Source organism: Aminobacter sp. AP02 (assembly GCF_003148805.1).
Taxonomy (GTDB): Bacteria; Pseudomonadota; Alphaproteobacteria; order Rhizobiales; family Rhizobiaceae; genus Aminobacter.
In genome coordinates, this window is the sequence record NZ_QGGX01000001.1 from 399749 (window position 1) to 419525 (window position 19777).

Genomic DNA, 19777 nt, shown 5'->3' on the forward strand with positions numbered 1-19777 from the left:
GAGTGTCTGGATTCAGCTCATTTGCCTGCGGCCGGCTCGCTGGAGCCCGGCTCGTTTCCGGCAATTTTCGCCTGCCTGAGCTCGCTCAGATATGGAACGAGCAGGTTCTCGACCGACGCCGGATCGGGCGCATGCCGGTATTCGAAACACGGGATGCCGGGCCGCACCATTTCGGCGATGTGGTCGGCGCCGGTCGCATAGATGACCGCGTCGGAGCCGGCGATGATCTCGCGAATGTCGGGTGCAGCCGACCAAGTTACCTTGATCTCGGAGACGTGCGGCGCGTATTCGCGCACGCTTGGCCGCATGACGGCGATGTAGTCCTGAAGCTGGGCGATCGCCGCCACGCGCGATCGCGGATCGAGCACTGCCAGCGCTTGCCGGGTCTGCCCGGAAGGTAGAAAGCGCAGTGGCAGGATGTTGGCGTCGGGCACGACTTCCCGCACTTCGGCTTCGCGATTGAGGAAAGTCAGTACGAGGTCAGCACCCAGGCAAGCCTGCCGTGACGCCTCGTCGGCCCGCAATCCATCAAGCGTCAGCAGTGATATCGTGTCGCCGGAAGCAAAGACCGGGCGGATCTGTTCGATGTAGTCGTATCCAGGCCCCTCGAAGATGGCCACGAACACCACATTGAGGCCCGCCTTCGGCTTGCGCAGCTGCGACTGCGCGTTGATCATCGAGACTAACGAAGCCGTCGGCACGCCGAGGCGCTCGGCCTTGCCCAGCAGAACTTCAATGTCGATTCGCAATGCTGCCGCCGGCGCGTTGTCAGCGACGATGTTGTAGTTCCTGTGGGCGACGAAGGCGCCGAGCCCCTGCCGCATCTCGATCAGACCAGCGTCGCGCAACTGCTGATACACATGCGCAACCGTCATCGGGGCGATGCCGAGTTCTGCTGCAAGCTGGCGAACGGACTGCAGCTTCGTGCCGTGCGGTATGTCGCCAAACGACAGCGAGTAATTGAGCAAGCCATGCAGCTGCGTCCCGACAGGGACGGGCAGGGACTTGTCGATACTGGAAGCGTCGATTGCAAACACGTGTGCTACTCAGTTGATACACTCAACGATAACACGAGAGTCGTTTTGCGCAAGACGGCAATTTGCCAGTGTGAGCGTTTTTTGAGTTTTGTGGAAAAATACAAGATTTCGAAATTTTATGGACTTTTCTGGGCGATGGTGGCAACAAATGCGAAGATTAGCCAGATCGAAGACGCAAGAGGTGTACTAATGGAATATGTCAATCTGGGCCGTTCGGGTCTCAAGATTTCGCGGATCGCTCTGGGCTGCATGTCGTTCGGCTCATCAAAATGGGCACCTTGGGTGCTCGATGAGGAAGCCTCGGTCCCGATCATCGCCAAGGCCGTCGAGCACGGCATCAACTTCTTCGACATGGCAGACATGTATTCGAACGGCGCCAGCGAAGAGGTGGTGGCCAAGGTGCTGAAGCCTTTGGTTCCGCGCCACAAGCTGGTGCTGGCGACCAAGCTCTACAATCCGATGAGTTCAGACCCCAATGATCGCGGCCTGTCGCGCAAGCATGTGTTCGAGGCTGTCGACGGAAGCCTGAAGCGGCTGGGCACCGACTACATCGACCTCTACCAGCTGCATAGATTCGACTACGGCACCCCGCTCGAGGAAACGCTCGACGCGCTCGACGACGTGGTGCGTGCCGGAAAGGTTCGCTATCTCGGGGCATCGTCGATGCACGCATGGCAGTTCATGAAGGCGATAGGGCTGCAGCGCCAGCATGGCTGGGCGCAGTTCGTGTCGATGCAGCCTCACTTCAACCTGATCTATCGCGAGGAGGAGCGCGAGATGCTGCCGCTCTGCCGCTCCGAAGGCGTCGGCGTCATCCCGTGGAGCCCGTTGGCACGCGGCCTTTTGGCCGGTCGCCGTAAGGAAGATGAAGCTGCGACGCTGCGTGCAAAGACCGACGGCACGGCTAACGCGCTGTATGACCGGACGCGCGTCCAGGACGACGCGGTGATCGATGCGGTGCGCAAGGTCGCCGAGCGCCACGGCCGGCCGATGGCGCAGATCGCCTATGCCTGGGTCGCTTCGCGACCGGGCATTTCGGCCCCCATCGTCGGCATCTCCAAGCTGCACCAGTTCGACGACGCGCTCGCCGCGCTGGATATCAAGCTGACGGACGCCGATGTTGCCGAGATGGAGGCGCCCTACAACGCAAAGAACGTCGCAGGCCATGTCTGACCGACCCGTCTAGCTGTCATGCAGTGGCGCTCGGCAATACGAGCGCGGCTACAAAGTGGTATGCGATGAGACCCCCAGCGGGGTCTCATCGCACCATCGAAACGCCGATAGGCAGGCTTGAAAGGCCGACGCTGACGATAAGGCGGCGGCACGTTTCGAATATGCGATCTTACTAAAATACGAGCGGTTTTGTTGGCGGTTTCACAATCATCGTGAAGCATGCTGCCGTTGAGGAGGCGTTAGGAGGATCGAATGCGATCGGACTTCGCCACAGCGCGGCGTCATCTGGAACAGGCGTGCAAATACCTGCCAGGCGACGACGACTTGACGCGCAAACTGCTTGCGGCCTTGTACCTGCTTATCGATGCCACCTTGACCGCTGAACATATAGTGGACAAGGAGTCCAAGATCGTGGCGTTCCCTGGCGCTCGACCTCGACGCTGAAGGCGCGGGGCTAAGCAGTACGCCTGGCTAGTCCGACGTTCCGGGGCGCTCGGCGCCCGGCTCCCCGGCTGCCTCGAATTGCGGCACGCCCGGCGTGCCTTCAGTGCGGTCGCGATAAAGCGCTGCACGTGCCAGGAGCATCAAGGTGACAGGCGTCGTCACCACCACGAAGATCGTGATCAGCACTTCGTGCAGGACAGGCCGTGACTGCAGCACGGAAAAGCAGATGATCGAGGCGATGAGGATCGCACCAGCGCCCCAGGTCGTTCCGAGCGTCGGCGCATGGACGCGCTCATAGAAGCTTTGAAAACGCACGAGCCCGATTGCCCCCAGCAGCGTCAATCCTGATCCCAAGACCAGGAGAAAGGCAACGATAAGGGCAACCCAGGCCGGAAGATCGGTAGTGTGGCTCATTCGATCACCTCGCCGCGCATCAGGAATTTGGCCAAGGCGACGGTTGAAACGAAGCCCAAAAGCGCAATCACCAGGGCTGCTTCGAAGTATGTCGTCGAACCTGTGCGGATGCCGAACGTCAGCAGCACCAGCATGGCTGCCACATAAAGCGCATCGAGCCCGAGTACGCGATCCTGAGCTCGCGGGCCACGAACAAGCCGCCAGATTGCGCAGGCCATGGCAGCGACTAGCAGCATCTGGGAAAGTGTAAGGGCCAGGATGAGAATGACACCGCTCATTCGAAAATCTCCATCAACAGGCTCTCGTAGCGTTTGACCGTGTCGATCCAGTCCTGTTCGTTGACCAGATCGAGCACGTGGATCAACAGCCGGCCGTTGGCCGAATGGTATTCAAGCCAGGCAGTGCCGGGCGTGCTGGTGACGATGCAGGCGAGCACGGCAAGGCCGGTGCGGTCACGCAGTTCGAGCGGGATGGTGACGAAACCCGAGTCCCGTTGCCTGCGCCGTCCCTTCAGGATGATGCCGGCAACCGCGATGTTGGAATGGCAGATATCGACGAACACCACCCAGATCAGTCGCGGAATCATGTCCCAGCGCCTTACTCTCGGCTGCGCCGGCTGGAGGGCCGACATGGCCTGCGACGCGCCAAGAGCGATGATACTGCCCAGGATCAGGTGTCCGAGGGAAAACCGGTTGAGCAGCAGCCACATGACAACCAGCGAAGCTGTCAGAACGGGGTAAGGCAGCCAGCGGTTCATTTGGCCTCCACGGATTTGGGCCCGGGCAGGCTGGACGCGGACATGACATCGGAGATGTAGCTGCTGGGGTCGTGCAGGGAGCGCGCAGTGGCATCCATATAGGCCATCACTTTGCCACCCTGGACGCTGAGGCCGACGCACAAGATGAGCAGGAACGCGACGGGCGCGAACTCCATGACCAGCACGCGGGGCACCGTGCCTTCGATCGGTGCCCAGAAGGTGCGGATACCAGCGCGTGTCATGGCGATCATCGCTGCAAGGCCAGAAAGGATCAGCAGGGCGCCAAACACCCATGTGGTCAACGAGATTCCACCGCTGCTCGCACCAAGTCCTTCGGGATTGAAGACCGCTGTCAGCATGGCGAATTTGGCGATGAAGCCCGACAGGGGGGGCAGGCCCGCAAACAGCAGGGCGGCACCGGTGAAGCAAATCCCGAGGATGACCAGGGTTGCTGGAATGGCAACGCCGATTTCGTCCTCCTCCTCTTCCTCGTCCATATCGTCGCCATAGGCCTCCATGGTGACGGCGAGGACGTCGGCTGCGGGATCCTGGGCGCGTTCGACGAGTTCGATGAGCAGGAAGAAAGCCGCGATCGTCAGGGTGGAGCTGACCATATAGAACAGCGCTCCGGCGGTGAGCGAAACATTGGACATGCCGATGGCGGCAAGCAGCGTGCCCGACGACACCAGCACATAGGAGCCAGCGAGGCGTCCCATGGCTTGCGACGCCAAGACACCGATGGCGCCGAAGGCGATGGTGACCATGCCGCCGTAGAGCAGCCAAGGCTCGCCGAAACCAGCGGATGCGCCTGCATCAGCACCAAACAACAGCAACGACAACCGCAGCAGGATGTAGATGCCGACCTTGCTCAGCATGGCGAAAATCGCCGCCACGGGCGCGGCCGCCGCGCTGTAGGCGGTCGGTAGCCAGAAGCCGAGCGGCCACATGCCGGCCTTTATCAGAAAAGCGATGCCGAGGATCGCTGCGCCAGCTTCCAGCAGCATGCGGTCGTCGGCGCTGACCATGGGGATGCGGATGGCAAGGTCAGCCATGTTGAGCGTGCCGGTGACGCCGTAGATCAAGCTGACGCCGATCAAAAATAGCGATGCACCGGCAAGATTGATCACCACGTAGTGCAGGCCGGCCTTGACCCTGAGTGACCCGGATCCATGCAGGATCAGGCCGTAGGATGCGGCTAGGAAAACCTCGAAGAAGACGAAGAGATTGAACAGGTCGCCGGTAAGGAAGGCACCGTTCAATCCCATAAGCAGGAATTGGAACAAGGTGTGGAAATGCGGGCCGCTCTTGTGCCAGCGGGCGAGCGAAAAGGTCAGTGCCGCAATCGCCAAGACCGATGTCAGCACCAGCATCAGCGCCGACAGGCGGTCGAGCACCAAAACGATGCCGAACGGCGCCACCCAGTTGCCAAGCAGATAGACCGTGTTGGCAGCGGTGCCCGTTTCCGGTGCCGTATCGGCGAAGGTCACGAGGGTTGTGGCGACGACCAGCAAGGCCAGGGTCGCAAAGAGGCTGACGAGCGCCTTGAAGGCACGGCGCCGTTCGTCGAACACAAGCAGGAAGGCCCCTGTCGCCAGGGGCAACAGGATCGGTGCGATCACAAGATGGTTCGCCCAGGACATCAGTTGGGCTCCCGGCCATCGACATGGTCACTGCCGGTAAGGCCCCGCGAAACCAGAAGCAGGACCAGAAACAATGCCGTAGTGGCAAAGCCGATGACGATGGCGGTCAAGACCAGCGCCTGCGGGATCGGATCGGTATAATCGGCCGGATTGACGCTGCCGGATGCCAGCACTGGGGCTGCGTTGATCTGCAAACGCCCCATCGAAAAGATGAAGAGGTTGACGCCATAGGCAATGAGCGCAAGGCCAATGATGACCTGATAGGTGCGCGGCCTCAACAAGAGCCAAACGCCTGAGCCGACAAAGACACCTATTCCGATGGCAAGAATCAGTTCCATCAGGCGGTCTCCTCGTCTGCGGCAGCGATGGTGCGGGCGACGCGATGCCGGCGGATCGACTGGTGGGCAAGGGCAATCAGCATGAGCACGGTTGCGCCAACGACCAGCGAGAACACGCCGAGATCAAAGAATATGGCGCTGGCAAGGGGCATGTCGCCGATCAGCGGCAGGTCGACATAACGCGAATGCGAGGTCAGGAACGGGTAGCCGAACAGCCAGGAGCCGGCCCCGGTGAATGCCGCCAACAGCAGGCCAAGGCCGATCCACCTCACAGGCAAAACCCTGAGGCGGTCTTCGACCCACCTTGTTCCCGCCGCCATGTATTGAAGGATGAAGGCGGCCGCCATGGCGATGCCGGCCGCAAAGCCGCCGCCGGGCAGATCGTGCCCGCGGAAGAAAAGATACGCGGCGAACATGATGATGACAGGAAACAGCCACTGCATGATGACGGCGGGAATCATCAGGTAGTCGATGATCGTCTCGCCGGTCTCGCGATCGGGCTGGGCCTCATCGAAGGCGGTCTGGATTCGCTGCTGTTCGGGTGAATCGACGCTATCGGGGGCAGGCCGGAAGCGGCGCAGCAAGGCAAACACCGTCAGCGCGACGATGGCGAGTACGGTGATTTCGCCGAATGTGTCGAACGCGCGGAAATCGACCAGGATGACGTTGACGACATTGCGTCCACCGCCTTCGCTATATGCCTTTTCCAGGAAATAGTCGGCGATTGTGGGCGGTGGCGTGCGTGTCATCACCGCATAGGCAATCAGCGTCACACCGACGCCGACGGAAACCGCGATAGCAAGATCGCGGAAGCGGCGCAGCCGCGCTCCTGGGACGGCAGAGGCGATGGTAGGGCCGTCCTGGACGCGCTTGGGGAGCCAGCGCAGTCCAAGCAGGATGAGAACCGTGGTCACGATCTCAACGAGAAGCTGGGTGACCGCGAGGTCGGGCGCTGAAAGCCAAACGAATGTGATGCAGGTGACAAGCCCCGCACCTGACAGCAGGATCAGGGCGGCAAGCCGATGGAACTTCGCCTGATAGGCCGCACCGAGGGCGCAGACGATGCCGAGCACCCAGACACCGGCAAAGACCGGATCGGCACCCGTCAAGGTGAATCGGCCGGGCGTGAAACCCCGGCTGTAGAGCGGCCACAGGGCCGCAACGAAAGCGACTGTCACCAGCAGGCGCAACTGCGGCTGAAGCCGGCGCGCACCGAGGCGGTAGTCTACAAAGCGCGCCCAGCGCCACGAGACCGTGACCATGAAGCGCTCGAAGATGCGCTGGCCCTTGAGGCGGCGGAAGAACGGCGGACCCTCTTCGCAGCGCGACAGGTAGTCCTTTAACAAGAGATACAAAATGACACCGGCAATCAGCGCGACGATACTCATCAGCAAGGGCAGATTGAAGCCGTGCCAGATGGCCAGGCTGTATTCCGGGGTACGCGCGCCGAGCACCGAAGTGACGGCGGTATGCAGGAACGGCCCGATCGTCAGCGCAGGAATGGTTCCGACCAGCAGACAGGCAACAACCAAGAGCAGGATCGGAAACCGCATGAGGAATGGCGGCTCGTGCGGTGCCACACTGGGCACGTCGGTCGGTAGCGGCCCAAAGAACACGCCATGGATGAAGCGGATTGAATAGGTGACCGCAAAGGCGCTGGCCAACACGGCGACATAAGGTGCCGCAGTGTCGAGAACAGAGATCGCATGGGTTTCGATCGCCTCGGCGAAGAACATCTCTTTGGACAGGAAGCCGTTGAGCAGGGGAACGCCCGCCATGGCAGCACTTGCCACCATGGCAAGGGTGGCTGTGATCGGCATGAACCGGAAAAGCCCGCTCAACCGACGAATGTCACGCGTGCCGCATTCGTGGTCGATGATGCCGGCGGCCATGAACAGCGACGCCTTGAAAGTGGCATGGTTGACCATGTGAAAGATGGCGGCGACAGCACCGAGCGGGCTGCCCAGGCTGAGCAGCAGCGTGATCAGGCCAAGGTGGCTGATCGTCGAATAGGCGAGCAGGCCTTTGATGTCCTGCTGGAAGATGGCGAAATAGGCCCCCAGCGCAAGCGACATCATTCCGCAGAAGCCGAGAATCCAGAACCATTCGGTGGAACCCGACAGCACTGGCCACAGCCGCGCCATCAGGAACACGCCGGCCTTCACCATGGTCGCCGAATGCAGGTAGGCCGACACAGGTGTCGGGGCCGCCATGGCGTTTGGCAGCCAGAAATGGAATGGGAACTGGGCGCTCTTGGTCAATGTGCCAAGCAGGATGAGCACAATTGCTGGCACGTAGAGATCGTGCGAGCGGATGAGATCGCCGGAGGCCAGCACGCGGTCGAGATCGTAGCTGCCGACGATGTGACCGATGAGCAGCACGCCGGCGAGCAGCCCCAGGCCGCCGATGCCGGTGATGGTCAAGGCCATGCGTGCTCCATCGCGCGCATTGGCGTTGTGGTGCCAATAGCCGATCAGCAGGAACGAAAAGACGCTGGTCAGTTCCCAGAACACCACTAGCAGGATGAGATTGCCCGAAAGCACGACGCCGAGCATCGCGCCCATGAAGGCAAGGAAGAACGAAAAGAAGCGCGGAACCGGATCCTCCGGCGACATGTAGTAGCGGGCATACAGCACCACGAGAAAGCCGATGCCGCTGATCATGGTGGCAAAAAGCCAGGCGAATCCGTCCATGCGCAGGGACAGGTTGAGGCCAAGTGAGGGGATCCATTCGATATTGCTGCGAATGGCGTCGCCGGCCGCGACCGCCGGATAGCTGGCCGATGCAAGGATCAGCGTAACGAGCGTGACGACGCCAGCCAGCCAGGCTTCGGCATTCCGTGCATTGGTAGGCAACAACGCGGCAATGGCACTGCCGACGAAAGGCAAGACGATCATCCATATCAATGATGTTCCGTCTGTCATCTTTCGTGGGCACTCATCTGGGGGTGGGAACTATTGCTTGATTTCACCCATTATGGTTGACTCTCAAGTGATCCGGCAAGGCTTCATTCGATGAATCTACTTCCTGAGCAATGCAGGGCCGCGCGCGGCCTGCTCAACTGGACGCAGGAACAGCTCGCGGCACTTGCCGGAGTGTCGCGCAGCACGATCAAGGATTTCGAATGCCATCGCCATGCATTGCACCGCACGACCGAGAGCTTGCTGGTCGATGCGCTGACGCAAGGCGGGGTTCTCTTGCTTTCATCCGATCATGAAGGACCAGGTGTCCGTCTGAAGCTACACGCGCGTGCCCCGAAGCAGCACAGGTCCAAGTCGGGCGTGGTGGGCACGCCTCTCAGCGACGGCTGACGTCCGCTTGCGCGAAATAGAGCGTGATGCCCCGATCACCATGCCAAAGCAACGGCTGGTCGGTGAGAGCGCACCGGTCAATGCGATCTGAAGAATCATACCTGCCGTGCCAGCTTTCCCGCCGGCGTTAGTCTGGCCTTCGAAACATGACGAAAAGTTAAGTTTTCCCATGAATTCCGTGGCCGAATTCGCCGCAGAATAGCCCTTTTCGCGTCGCCTGTAAGCGCCGCCGAGCTCTATTCGGCGAGTGTATTGAAGGCCATCGCATGGACAAGCCTGCAACGGAGTGCCTCGATATCCGGCCGGAACGCGGCAAGCTGTTTTCCTGGCAGCGCCGGTCGACGGTTGTCTTGCCGCTTGCCGGCGTCGCCATCGCGATCTTTGCACTTTGGGTATTGAGCCAACATCTCAATGCGATCTCGGTGGCCGAGATTCAGAACGACCTGCACAATTTCCCGGTCGCGCCGTTGTTGCTGGCAACCCTGTTTACTGTCATCAGTTTTGCTGCCGTCGCGTTCTACGACGTCGTCGCCGTCGAAACGATAGCTCCTGGCCGGATTCCGCCTCGCGTGTCGGCGATGGCGGGTGCCGCCGGTTACGCGATCTCCAATGCGCTCGGCTTCTCGCTGCTGACGGGTGGTGCACTGCGTTATCGCGTCTATGCCGCGCAGGGCATCGAACTTGCCGATATCGGCCGCATCGTCGGCACCTCGTGGTTTGCGATCTGGTTTGCCTTCGCCATCATGGCAGCGCTGGCGATGGTCGCCGAGCCGGGCCAGGTGCCGTGGCTCGCCACGCTCGGACCCGAACTCGATCTGGCAATCGGCCTCGCCGTCCTTGTTGGGATCACCGCCCTCGTGGCTTGGCTTTCGCGAGGCCAGCGAACCTTGGGGTTTGGCCGGATTTCACTTAGGCTACCTTCCTCGCGCGGCGCGCTTGTGCAGATCGCCGCGGGCCTTGTCGATCTGGCCGCTGCTGCTGCCTGTCTCTACGTGCTTCTGCCTTCGGGAAGTGTCGGAAGTTTTTCAGCCTTCATACTCGTCTATGTCGTCGCGGTGATCTTAGGCATCGTCAGCCATGCACCGGGAGGCATCGGTGCCTTCGAAGCAATGATCGTCGCCGGGCTCGGCCTCGGCGGCAATTCCGAAGCGCTCGCAGGGCTGGTCGTCTACCGCATCATCTACACCTTGCTGCCGTTCGTCGTGGCGGTAGTTGGCCTGCTCGTCTCCGAAATCCTGCGCCACCGGCACCGCCTCGCTGGCCCTGCCAGCGCCGCTTCGCTGCTGCTGGAGCCTTTGATCCCCCCGCTTTCGGCCGGCATCGCCTTTGCCGGCGCGACGATGATCCTGATCTCGGCGCTGACGCCCAGCCTTGCTGAACGTATCGACACGCTTTCCGAGTTCATTCCGCTGCCATTTGTCGAGATGTCCCATCTCGGCGCGAGCTTCGTTGCAGTGGCCCTGCTCATCGTTGCACGCGGCCTTGCCAAGCGGTTGCGCCGCGCCTGGCTCGCCGCGCTGGTACTCTTCATCAGCGGCGCTGTATTCTCCCTGGCCAAAGGGCTCGACTGGGAAGAAGCCCTTGTCCTGTCGCTGATGACTCTGACGCTCTATGTTTTCCGAGACTCGTTCTACCGGCGTCCGCTGAGCGCCGACATGCACCTCTCCTGGGGGTGGCTCGCCAGCGTCGGCACGACGTTGTGTGCCTGCATATGGCTCGGATTTTTCGCCTTCCGCCATGTCGAATACAGCAGCCAGCTCTGGTGGGAATTCGCATTCGACGGCGATGCGCCCCGCATGCTGCGCGCCAGCGTGGTCATTGTCACGCTGCTTCTCGCGGTTCTCGTCGATACGCTCATCAACCGCCGCGTCCTGACGCTCGCGCCCCAGGGGCGGATTCCCGAACGCGTGCCTGCACTGGTCGCCGATGCTCCCTTATCGGCAGCGGCGCTGGCCCTTCTAGGCGACAAGCGCTTCCTTCTTGCGGCCGACGGAGAGGGGTTCGTCATGTACCAGCGTTCGGGCGGTAGTCTGATCTCGATGGGCGAGCCGGTAGGCACCGAAGAGGCGGTGACCGCGCTTGCCTGGTCCTTCCATGAACTGGCCGATCGCTCGGGCCTGCGCACGGTGTTCTACGAAGTCGGTCCGCAGCGATTGCCGATGTTCCTGGACATGGGGCTGGTTGCCTTGAAGCTTGGCGAGGTGGCGCGCGTCGACCTCGCCGCGTTCACGCTCGAAGGCCCCAAACGCCAGCCACTGCGCTATGCCGACCGGCGCGTGGAAAAAGACGGCCTGACCTTCGAGATCGTTGCCAAAGCGGACGTCCCTGGGATCATGGCCCAATTGCGTGCCGTCTCCGACGAGTGGCTGACGCTGAAATCAGGCAGCGAGAAGCGCTTTTCGCTTGGCTTTTTCAATGCCGACTATTTGAGCCGCTTCGACGTTGCCGTGCTGAAGCGCGGTGATCGCATCGTCGCCTTCGCCAATCTGTGGCGAAGCGGCGATCGCAATGAGGTCGCCGTCGATCTGATGCGCTACCGGCACGACGACTGCAAGGTAATGATGGATGCGCTTTTCACCAAGATCATGATGGCTGCGAAGGCCGAGGGCTACCGCTGGTTCAACCTTGGGGTCGCGCCCCTGTCCGGATTAACCGACCACCGCTCGGCATCGCGCTGGAACCGATTCGGCTCGCTTTTGTACCAGAAGGGCCAGGAATTCTATCGTTTCGACGGCCTGCGCGCCTTCAAGGACAAATTCGATCCGGTGTGGAGCGCCAATTACCTGATCTGCCCACCGGCCCTGGATACTCCGAGAGCACTTTTCGACGTGACCACGCTGATCAGTGGCCGTCCACTGATCGGAAAGCGCAAATAGGCGACATGTTCAATTCATGCGGAGCTTTGTCATGAGAAAGCGTCTGGTCCTGATTGGCGTCCTGGGGATCGCTGTGCTCGGCATCGCCGCGGCGGCCTGGTTCTGGCCGGAAATCCGGCGAGAGGCTGGCTACCTGCCGCCAACCGTTACTGTGAGTTACGGACGCCTGAACGCCATACCGATGCAGCCCCCTGTGGGAAAGGTGCAAGGGCTGGCGATCCTCGTATCCGGCGCCGATGATCGCGATGGCAGTGCGGGCAAGCTTGCCCGTGACCTGGAGCGCCGCGACATCGCCGTGCTGTCTGTCAATCTCGATGCCTGGCGACCGCTTCTCGACACCGACCCCGGCGAGTGCATCTATCTCGGTTCCGACCTCGAGGGTCTTTCCAAGGAAGCCCAGCGGCTGATCGACAGCCATCACTACCTTCATCCCGTCGTTGTCGGCGTCGGGGAAGGCGCAACGCTTGCCCACGCGGCACTCGCAGACGCGCCGGCTGCTACCCTGGCTGGGGCAGTTTCCATCGATCCTGCAGAGGCGCTGAAGACGGCTGTCCCGGTCTGTGAGGGAGCAGTTCCCACCGCGATTGCCACAGGCGGCTTCAGCTACGCACTTGACACGCTGTTGCCCTCACCCGGAGTGATGATCACGGCCAATGCATCGGCGACGGCTCAGCCGGACGGAGGCACTTCGGGCGGCAATTTCAGGCTCGAAACAAAAACCGCCGCGACCCTGGAAGATCGGCTGGAACTTGGTGTGGACGCGATTGCCGATATCGCTGCCGCCGATGCGGGCAGCAAGGCACTGCCGGTGGTCGATATTTCTCCCACAGGCACCCCGACACGCCTCGCGCTGTTTTATTCCGGTGACGGTGGCTGGCGCGATATCGACAAAAGCGTCGGCGAACAGCTTGCAGCGGAAGGCATTCACGTGGTTGGCGTCGACTCGCTGCGCTATTTCTGGTCGATCCGGCAGCCCGACAAGGTGGCGAAGGACATGGCTTCCATCGTCCGTGAGGCCGACCCTTCGGGCAAGTTGCCAGTGGCGCTGCTCGGTTATTCCTTCGGTGCAGATGTCACGCCCTTCGCATGGCAATATTTGCCGGATGATGTTCGCCGCCGGATAGATTTCATCGGCCTTCTCGGCACCGAAAAGACGACGCCTTTCCAAGTTACGATGGAGAACTGGCTCGGTCTCGGCGGCGACCGCGATGTCGCGCCGGCCATCGCGGCACTGCCGCAGGATCGTGTGCTGTGCGTCTATGGCACGGATGAACCGGAGACGGCTTGCGAAGACCCGAGCCTGTCTGCCATTGAGAAACTGAAGGTCGCAGGCGATCATCATTTCGACGGCGACTACAAGGGCCTCACCGCCCAGATCCTCATCGCGATGAAGCGGCGGGAGCAGGCTGGCTAGAGTTATCCAAGTTTTGACGGACGACGCGTGCGACAACGCTGTAGCGAATTGCACAGCAGCCCCTCAGACAAATTGGCGACCTACGATGAGCCCGCCGCTGATGATCTTTGGCGGGCTGGACCGGTCGAAGAACGTTCGACGAGATGACAGGCCAGTTCGACGAGACGACAGGCCAGTTCGACGCGGCGGCGGCAGTGCTGTCCGATGTCAGCTGTCTCCTTCGTAGACGTGGCGCTCGAAACGCTCGAGCAATATGTGCATTGCCTTGCGTGCGTCGGCGAACGCTTGAGACCTGCCCCTGGCCGCCATATCGGCCTCGTAGGCTTCGCGCGAGGCGAAGCTGCATTCCCATCTGACATCTGGACCGTTTCCTTCGAGCCGGATCAGAATGCGGCCAGGGTCCAGTCCCAACTCGCGTCTGATCTCGGTCGCCTTGCGCCGCTGCTGCAGCACGGCACCAGCCTGGCCGTCTCTTGCGAAATAGTTGGTTGCTTCAACGATCATCGTCTTCTTCTCCTCATTCGGCTTTGACAGCAGCGCTTTCGAAAAATCGATTTGCTGTGGCGCTTGACGCTCTACAAATATGATCATAAAGTGTGATCACACTAGATGATCGCAAATGTAGCGCGACGCATCGCCGGTGACAATGAAGAAGGTACAAAACGTTGCCCACGATCAAGTCCATCGAAACGCTGATTGTCCAACTGCCGACGAGGCGCGAACACAAATGGGCCGGCCTCACCGAGGTCATCGGCCGCTATGTCATGGTCAAGATGACCGACAGCGACGGCCGCGTGGGCTGGGGCGAGGCGCCGGCGCTTAAGGACTGGGGCGGCGAGTTCGGTCGTTACTTCGGCGAGTCCGCCATGATCACCCGCTCCGTCATCGAAACCTACCTGGCGCCAGCAATCATCGGCCTCGAACTCGGCAATTTCGCCGAGCTGCATGCCCGCATGGACGCAATCATCCGCGGCTATCCCTATTCCAAGGCGGCCGTCGAATTCGCGGCCTATGACCTGACAGGCCGCTGGCTGAACGTTCCCGTCCACACGCTGCTCGGCGGCAAGGCGCGCGACAAGGTCGCTATCACCCATTCGATCGGCCTGATCTCGATCGAGGAGGCCAAGGTCGAGGCGGCCAAGCTCGCGGCAGAAGGCATCAGGACGATCAAGGTCAAGATCGGTGTCGACCCGGCGCGCGACGTCAAGATGGTTGCCGCCGTCCGCGAAGCAGCGGGCGAGGCGATGGAGATCTGCGTCGACGCCAACGAGGGCTACAAGACCCCGGGCGAGGCGGTGCAGACCGTACGCCAGATGGAAAAGTACCGGCTCAAATATGTCGAGCAGCCGGTGATGGGTATCGAGCGCATCGCCGAGGTCGGCCGCCGCATCGACGCGCCCGTCATGGCCGACGAGTCGGCCTGGAACCCGCATGACGCCATCCAGATCATCCAGAACGGCGGCATCCAGATCATCTCGATCTACACCACCAAGGCCGGCGGTCTCTACAAGGCCATGGAAGTCGGTGCGGTCTGCCGCGCCGCCGGCATCATCTGCAACGTCAACGGCTCGATTGAAACAGGCATCGGCAACCTTGCCAACGTCCAGGTCGCGGCCGCTTCGCCGGCGGCGACGCTGTCCTGCGTCATCCCCATATCGACCCCGGCCGAGGCACAGCACGGCCAGGTCGGCGGCATCTACTACAAGGACGACCTGCTGGTCGCGCCGATGCAGGTCGTCGACGGCGCGGTCGTCGTGCCGTCAGGGCCCGGCATGGGCATCGATGTCGACCTTGCCAAGGTCGAAAAATACCGCGTGCGCGACTGAGCGCCGGTCAAGAATCTCAAGGAGAGGAACAAATCATGCGGGCAGAAATCGTAGCCAAGCAGGTGAGGGCAATGGCCGAGCATGGGCTCGACGCCATCATCTGCTCGTCGCCTGAAAACTTCGCCTACACGGCCGGCTTCGTCGTGCCGTCGCAGCCGCTGATCCGCCACCGCCACGCGATGACCATTGTCACCGCTGATGGCCGTACCGCGATCTTCGGCGTCGACATGGAAGCATCGACGATCAAGCGCCGGCTGCCCGACATGCCGGCCCGCATCTGGGCCGAGTTTTCCGACGATCCGATGCTGGTACTGGCCGACCAGCTTGCCGGCCTCGGCCTCGGCAAGGCGCGCATCGGCCTTGAGATGGACTATCTGCCTGCCGGCGACTTCGCCCGGCTGATCGCGGCCATGCCGGCAGCGCGCTTCGAGCATGCCGAGCCTATCCTGGCGCGGCTGCGCCAGATCAAGACGGCGGAAGAGATCGCGCTGCTGAGCAAACTGTCGCGCATCGCCGACCAGGCGATCACCGACACGCTGGCCGTCGTCGATGCGGGCGACTCCGAGATGGACATTGCCGGGCATTTGACCCGTAACGTCTATTCGCTCGGCGCTGAGCACTTCAAGCTTCTGATCGTCGCCACCGGCGAGCGCTCGGTTCTGCCCAATGTCGGCCCGTCCGACCGTATCCTCAAGCGCGGCGATGTCTGCCGCGTCGAAATCTTCTCGGTCATCAACGGCTATCAGGCAGGCGTGTGCCGCACGGCCATCGTCGGCGAGGCGCCGCCCATGGCCGACAAGATCTGGGCTCACCTGGTCGAGTGCAAATATGAGATCATGGAAAAGGTGAAGCCGGGCGCCAGCTGCCGCGAGATCTACGATGCCTTCATCGCCAAGCTCGCCAAGCTCAGCCTGCCGCCGATCTCGTTCGTCGGCCACGGCATCGGCCTTCACCTGCACGAGGACCCCTATCTCGGCCTGACGCCGGTGCTGGGCAAGCCGGGCAGCGACGCGCCGCTGGAAGAAAACATGGTGCTCGGCTTCGAGCCGCTCTGCTACGACACCGGCTATGGCTACGGCATGCAGAACAAGGACATGCTGCTGGTGACGTCGAAGGGTTCGGAGCTTCTGTCCGACTACGCCGACACCGACAGGCTGATCCTGTGCGGCACGGCCAAACAGGGCGGCAAGGTCAAGGCTGTCGCCTGATCGGTGGCTTGCGAAATGGCGGCCGGGATGATTGTTGGCCCGGCCGTAGAACCATCGCCCGCCGTCACGGACCGGCGACGCGATCTGGAGGGTCCGTGGGTAAGGAATTGGGTGGAGCCGCATGCGCACGCTGATCGAAAATCTGAACTTCGCTTTCACCGTCGACAAGAACGATACGGTGCTGCGCAACGCGAGCATGGTGGTTGAAAACGACCGCATCGCCGATATCGGCCAGGCCGACGAGGTGGCGACGCGCCACAAGGGCAAGAGCTTCGACAAGGTGATCGACGGCACGATGCTGGGCATCTGCCCGGGCTTCGTCGACAGCCACGTGCATCTGTCGGAGACCCTGTCGCGCGCGGTCTTCCCTGACAATCTCAACACCCGCGCCTGGGTTTTCCACTGGGCCAAGCCCTTTTACGCCCACATTTCAGAGGAAGACGAATATTGGGGCGCGCTGCTCGGAATCACCGAGATGCTTCGCTGCGGCACCACCTGCTTCCTCGACATGGGCTCGCAATATGATCCCGGTATCGTCATCCGCGCCATGGACAAGACCGGCATCCGCGGCATCACCGGCCGCCATGCCGCCGACAACCGCCCGTCCGAGCTGCCGCGCGGCTGGACCGAGGAGATGGCCGAGCACCACTTCTTCCCCGACGCGCAGTCGGCGCTGAAGGTGCTTGAGGAAAACGTGCTGCGCTACAACAACACGCTCGACGGCCGCGCCCGCTGCTGGGTCAACATCGAGGGCAAGGAGCCATGCAGCCTCGAACTGCATGTCGGCGCCGTCAAGCTCGCCGAAAAGCTCGGCGTCGGCACGACCTACCACCTTGCGACCTCGATCGAGGAGGCCAAGGTCTGCGAAAGCAAATATGGCTGCTGGCCGATCACCCGCATCGACAAGGCCGGCGGCATCGGCAAGAACCTGGTCATCGCCCATGGTGCCGCTGTCTCTGATGAAGAGGTCAAGCTCCTGGCCGAGCGTGGCGCCAGTGTCGCCTTTTGCCCGTGCTCGTCGTTCAAGCTCGGCAAGGGCGCTACCGCGATCGGCAAGTACCCGGAGATGGTCAAGGCCGGCGTCAAGGTCGGCCTCGGCACTGACGGTGTCTCGGCTGCCGGCAACATGAACCTGATGCGGCAGATGTTGGTCGTTGCCGGCATGTTCAAGGATGCTCGCATGCAGCCTGACGTGTTCACCGCGCGCCAGGCGCTGCGTGCCGCGACCATCGAAGGCGCGCGCGCCCTGATGTGGGACGACGAGATCGGCTCGCTCGAGATCGGCAAGAAGGCCGACTTCATCCTGTTCGATCTCGACCATGTCGAGTGGACGCCGTTCTACGATCCGCTGCAGGCGCTGGTATTTTCGGCCTCGACCGCCTCGATCACCCAAACCTGGGTCGATGGCAAGGTGCTTTATGCCGACGGCAAGGTGCAGGGTGTCGACGAACCCTCCATCCGTCGCAAGGCGCGCGAATTGGCGGCAGCAGCCGTGGTGCGCGCCGGCCTGCACGAGCATGGCGTCGAGACGACCACGACCCTGTACGACGAAGGCAACTGATGTCAGGCGCTTCCGCGACTGCCGTTGCGGAAGCGCTGGCCAGCCTGTAGAAGCAATGCGTTCTGAGGCTGCATGGGAGAGATCGGCCGCTGCGAGACGACACCGGCCGACGCCGACGGAGCAACCCCCCAGGAAACTCTCAGGCAACAGTGACCATGCAGCTGAACGATCTGGAGAGAGACGCCTCGAGCGTCCACCGAAGGGGAAAGCCGCGCCATCGCGGTTAAGCTCTCAGGTACAGCGACAGATTGGGGAAAAACGGCGGGTTTCGGCCCGCTCCCAACCTTGTTCGCGGAGAGAGGAATGCCCCATATTGCCGTTATCGGCGCCGGTATCACCGGCGTGACCACTGCCTATGCGCTGCTTGAGCGCGGCTATTCTGTCACCGTCATCGACCGCCAGCGTTACGCCGCGATGGAAACGTCGTTCGCCAATGGCGGTCAGCTGTCGGCCTCCAATGCCGAGGTCTGGAACCACTGGTCGACCCTGCTCAAGGGCATCAAGTGGATGCTGCGCAGCGACGCGCCGCTGCTGATGAACCCGAAGCCGACCTGGCACAAATATGCCTGGCTGGCCGAGTTCGTCTCCAACATCGCCAACTATCGCGACAACACGGTCGAGACGACGCGGCTGGCGATTGCAGCCCGCAAGCACCTGTTTGCCATCGCCGAGCGCGAAAACATCGATTTCGACCATGTCCAGCGCGGCATCCTGCACTTCTACTGGGACAAGCCAAGCTTCCAGCATGCGCTGAAGGTCAATGCGATGCTGGTCGAAGGCGGTCTCGACCGCCGGCCGGTGACGGCTGAGGAGGTAAAGTCGATCGAGCCGACGCTGCATGGCGATTTCCACGGCGGCTTCTATACGCCGTCGGATTCGACTGGCGACATCCACAAATTCACTTACGGCCTCGCCAAGGCCTGCGAACGGCGCGGCGCGCGTTTCGTCTTCGATGCAACTGTCGACCGCATCGCCAAGAACGGCGTGTTCTGCATCGGCTACACGGCGACAGGCGCAGAGGGCCAGGCGGATTACCGGATCGTCGAGGCGGACGGCATCGTTGTCTGCGCCGGCGCTGCCAGCCGCCATTTCGCGGCGATGCTGGGTGACCGCGTCAATGTCTATCCGGTCAAGGGTTACTCGATCACCGTCCACCTCGACGACGAGCGCAGCCAGGCTGCGGCGCCCTGGGTCAGCCTGCTCGACGACCGCGCCAAGATCGTCACCAGTCGCCTGGGCGCGGGGCGTTTCCGCGTTGCCGGCACGGCCGAGTTCAACGGCATGAACCGAGACATCCGTGACGATCGCGTCAGGCCGCTGGTCGACTGGATGCGCATGCTGTTCCCCGGTGTCGATACCAACCGGGTTGTACCCTGGGCCGGGCTCCGCCCGATGATGCCCAACATGATGCCGCGGGTCGGCAAGGGCCGCCAGCAGGGCGTGTTCTACAACACCGGCCACGGCCATCTTGGCTGGACGCTTTCGGCTGCGACCGCCCAGATGATAGCCGAGACGATTTCGAGCGAGTTCCACACCGACACCGCGATCGCGGCCTGACCGGGGAGTTATGATGATGAACATGATGAACCGTATTGACGGCAGGATCTCGCTTTTTGGCCTTCGCGTATCTCGCGAACTTCACGACTTTGTTGTTTCGGAGGCCCTGCCGGGGACTGGGGTCGATGCTGGAAAGTTCTGGGAGGGTTTTGCCGATATCGTGCATGATCTTGGCCCGAAGAACCGGGCGCTGCTCGAAAAGCGCGACGACTTCCAGCTCA

17 protein-coding genes and 1 riboswitch are annotated in these 19777 nt (G+C 62.0%); of the genes, 9 read left to right on the forward strand and 8 right to left on the reverse strand.

Annotation, left to right across the window (positions count from 1 at the left end; translation table 11 throughout):
* Window positions 1-17: 17 nt before the first annotated feature.
* Entirely contained in the window at window positions 18-1037 is a 1020-nt protein-coding gene (locus C8K44_RS01775) for a GntR family transcriptional regulator (RefSeq protein ID WP_109574019.1), read from the reverse strand.
* Between the two features lie 189 nt (window positions 1038-1226).
* Between C8K44_RS01775 and C8K44_RS01780 the strand changes: the two genes are divergently transcribed.
* Window positions 1227-2210 (forward strand): aldo/keto reductase, encoded by a 984-nt coding sequence (locus C8K44_RS01780; protein ID WP_109574072.1) that lies wholly within the window; start codon window positions 1227-1229, stop codon window positions 2208-2210.
* Between the two features lie 471 nt (window positions 2211-2681).
* Here the strand turns inward: C8K44_RS01780 and mnhG are convergent, their stop codons facing one another.
* From mnhG to C8K44_RS01815, 6 genes are read right to left on the reverse strand one after another with little or no spacing between them, the layout of a single operon-like run.
* Window positions 2682-3068, reverse strand: a complete 387-nt coding sequence (gene mnhG, locus C8K44_RS01790; RefSeq protein ID WP_109574021.1) for a monovalent cation/H(+) antiporter subunit G — start codon at window positions 3066-3068, stop codon at window positions 2682-2684.
* Window positions 3065-3346 carry a K+/H+ antiporter subunit F gene (locus C8K44_RS01795; protein ID WP_109574022.1) on the reverse strand — a complete coding sequence of 94 codons (282 nt, stop codon included), beginning with the start codon at window positions 3344-3346 and terminating at the stop codon, window positions 3065-3067. Before C8K44_RS01795 ends, mnhG begins: the two co-directional genes overlap by 4 nt.
* Window positions 3343-3825, reverse strand: coding sequence for a Na+/H+ antiporter subunit E (locus tag C8K44_RS01800; protein ID WP_109574023.1), 483 nt, complete (start codon window positions 3823-3825; stop codon window positions 3343-3345). The genes C8K44_RS01795 and C8K44_RS01800 overlap by 4 nt, the downstream gene beginning before the upstream one ends.
* Window positions 3822-5465: a monovalent cation/H+ antiporter subunit D gene (locus tag C8K44_RS01805; RefSeq protein WP_109574024.1), complete on the reverse strand. Its 1644-nt coding sequence runs from the start codon at window positions 5463-5465 to the stop codon at window positions 3822-3824. Before C8K44_RS01805 ends, C8K44_RS01800 begins: the two co-directional genes overlap by 4 nt.
* Entirely contained in the window at window positions 5465-5803 is a 339-nt protein-coding gene (locus tag C8K44_RS01810; RefSeq protein ID WP_109574025.1) for a Na+/H+ antiporter subunit C, read from the reverse strand. The genes C8K44_RS01805 and C8K44_RS01810 overlap by 1 nt, the downstream gene beginning before the upstream one ends.
* Window positions 5803-8727, reverse strand: a complete 2925-nt coding sequence (locus C8K44_RS01815; RefSeq protein WP_109574026.1) for a monovalent cation/H+ antiporter subunit A — start codon at window positions 8725-8727, stop codon at window positions 5803-5805. Before C8K44_RS01815 ends, C8K44_RS01810 begins: the two co-directional genes overlap by 1 nt.
* A gap of 90 nt (window positions 8728-8817) precedes the next feature.
* On the opposite strand from C8K44_RS01815, the gene C8K44_RS01820 reads away from it, so the two are divergent.
* The 3 genes from C8K44_RS01820 (at window position 8818) to C8K44_RS01830 (ending at window position 13404) form a co-directional block, all read left to right on the forward strand.
* The gene (locus C8K44_RS01820; protein WP_109574027.1) at window positions 8818-9114 is read left to right on the forward strand and encodes a helix-turn-helix transcriptional regulator; all 297 of its coding nucleotides are present in this window, start codon (window positions 8818-8820) and stop codon (window positions 9112-9114) included.
* Window positions 9115-9380: 266 nt separating this feature from the next.
* A complete protein-coding gene (mprF, locus tag C8K44_RS01825; RefSeq protein ID WP_109574028.1) occupies window positions 9381-11990 on the forward strand; it encodes a bifunctional lysylphosphatidylglycerol flippase/synthetase MprF in 2610 nt (869 codons plus the stop codon).
* Window positions 11991-12021: 31 nt separating this feature from the next.
* Complete coding sequence (locus C8K44_RS01830) at window positions 12022-13404, forward strand: AcvB/VirJ family lysyl-phosphatidylglycerol hydrolase (RefSeq protein WP_158282700.1); 1383 nt, start codon at window positions 12022-12024, stop codon at window positions 13402-13404.
* Window positions 13405-13611: 207 nt separating this feature from the next.
* On the opposite strand, the gene C8K44_RS01835 is transcribed toward C8K44_RS01830, so the two are convergent.
* Window positions 13612-13908: a hypothetical protein gene (locus C8K44_RS01835; RefSeq protein WP_109574073.1), complete on the reverse strand. Its 297-nt coding sequence runs from the start codon at window positions 13906-13908 to the stop codon at window positions 13612-13614.
* A gap of 161 nt (window positions 13909-14069) precedes the next feature.
* Here C8K44_RS01835 and C8K44_RS01840 point away from each other — a divergent pair, with 161 nt between their 5' ends.
* The 5 genes from C8K44_RS01840 to C8K44_RS01860 form a co-directional block, all read left to right on the forward strand.
* Window positions 14070-15230: an enolase C-terminal domain-like protein gene (locus tag C8K44_RS01840; protein ID WP_109574030.1), complete on the forward strand. Its 1161-nt coding sequence runs from the start codon at window positions 14070-14072 to the stop codon at window positions 15228-15230.
* Window positions 15231-15265: 35 nt separating this feature from the next.
* Window positions 15266-16438 (forward strand): Xaa-Pro peptidase family protein, encoded by a 1173-nt coding sequence (locus C8K44_RS01845; protein ID WP_109574031.1) that lies wholly within the window; start codon window positions 15266-15268, stop codon window positions 16436-16438.
* A 121-nt stretch (window positions 16439-16559) separates the two neighbouring features.
* Complete coding sequence (locus C8K44_RS01850; protein ID WP_109574032.1) at window positions 16560-17999, forward strand: amidohydrolase family protein; 1440 nt, start codon at window positions 16560-16562, stop codon at window positions 17997-17999.
* Window positions 18000-18062: 63 nt separating this feature from the next.
* Window positions 18063-18165: riboswitch (glycine riboswitch) on the forward strand.
* Between the two features lie 137 nt (window positions 18166-18302).
* A complete protein-coding gene (locus tag C8K44_RS01855; protein WP_109574033.1) occupies window positions 18303-19556 on the forward strand; it encodes a D-amino acid dehydrogenase in 1254 nt (417 codons plus the stop codon).
* 10 nt (window positions 19557-19566) lie between these two features.
* On the forward strand, window positions 19567-19777 hold a 211-nt coding region (locus C8K44_RS01860; protein WP_146203897.1), incomplete at its 3' end, for a hypothetical protein.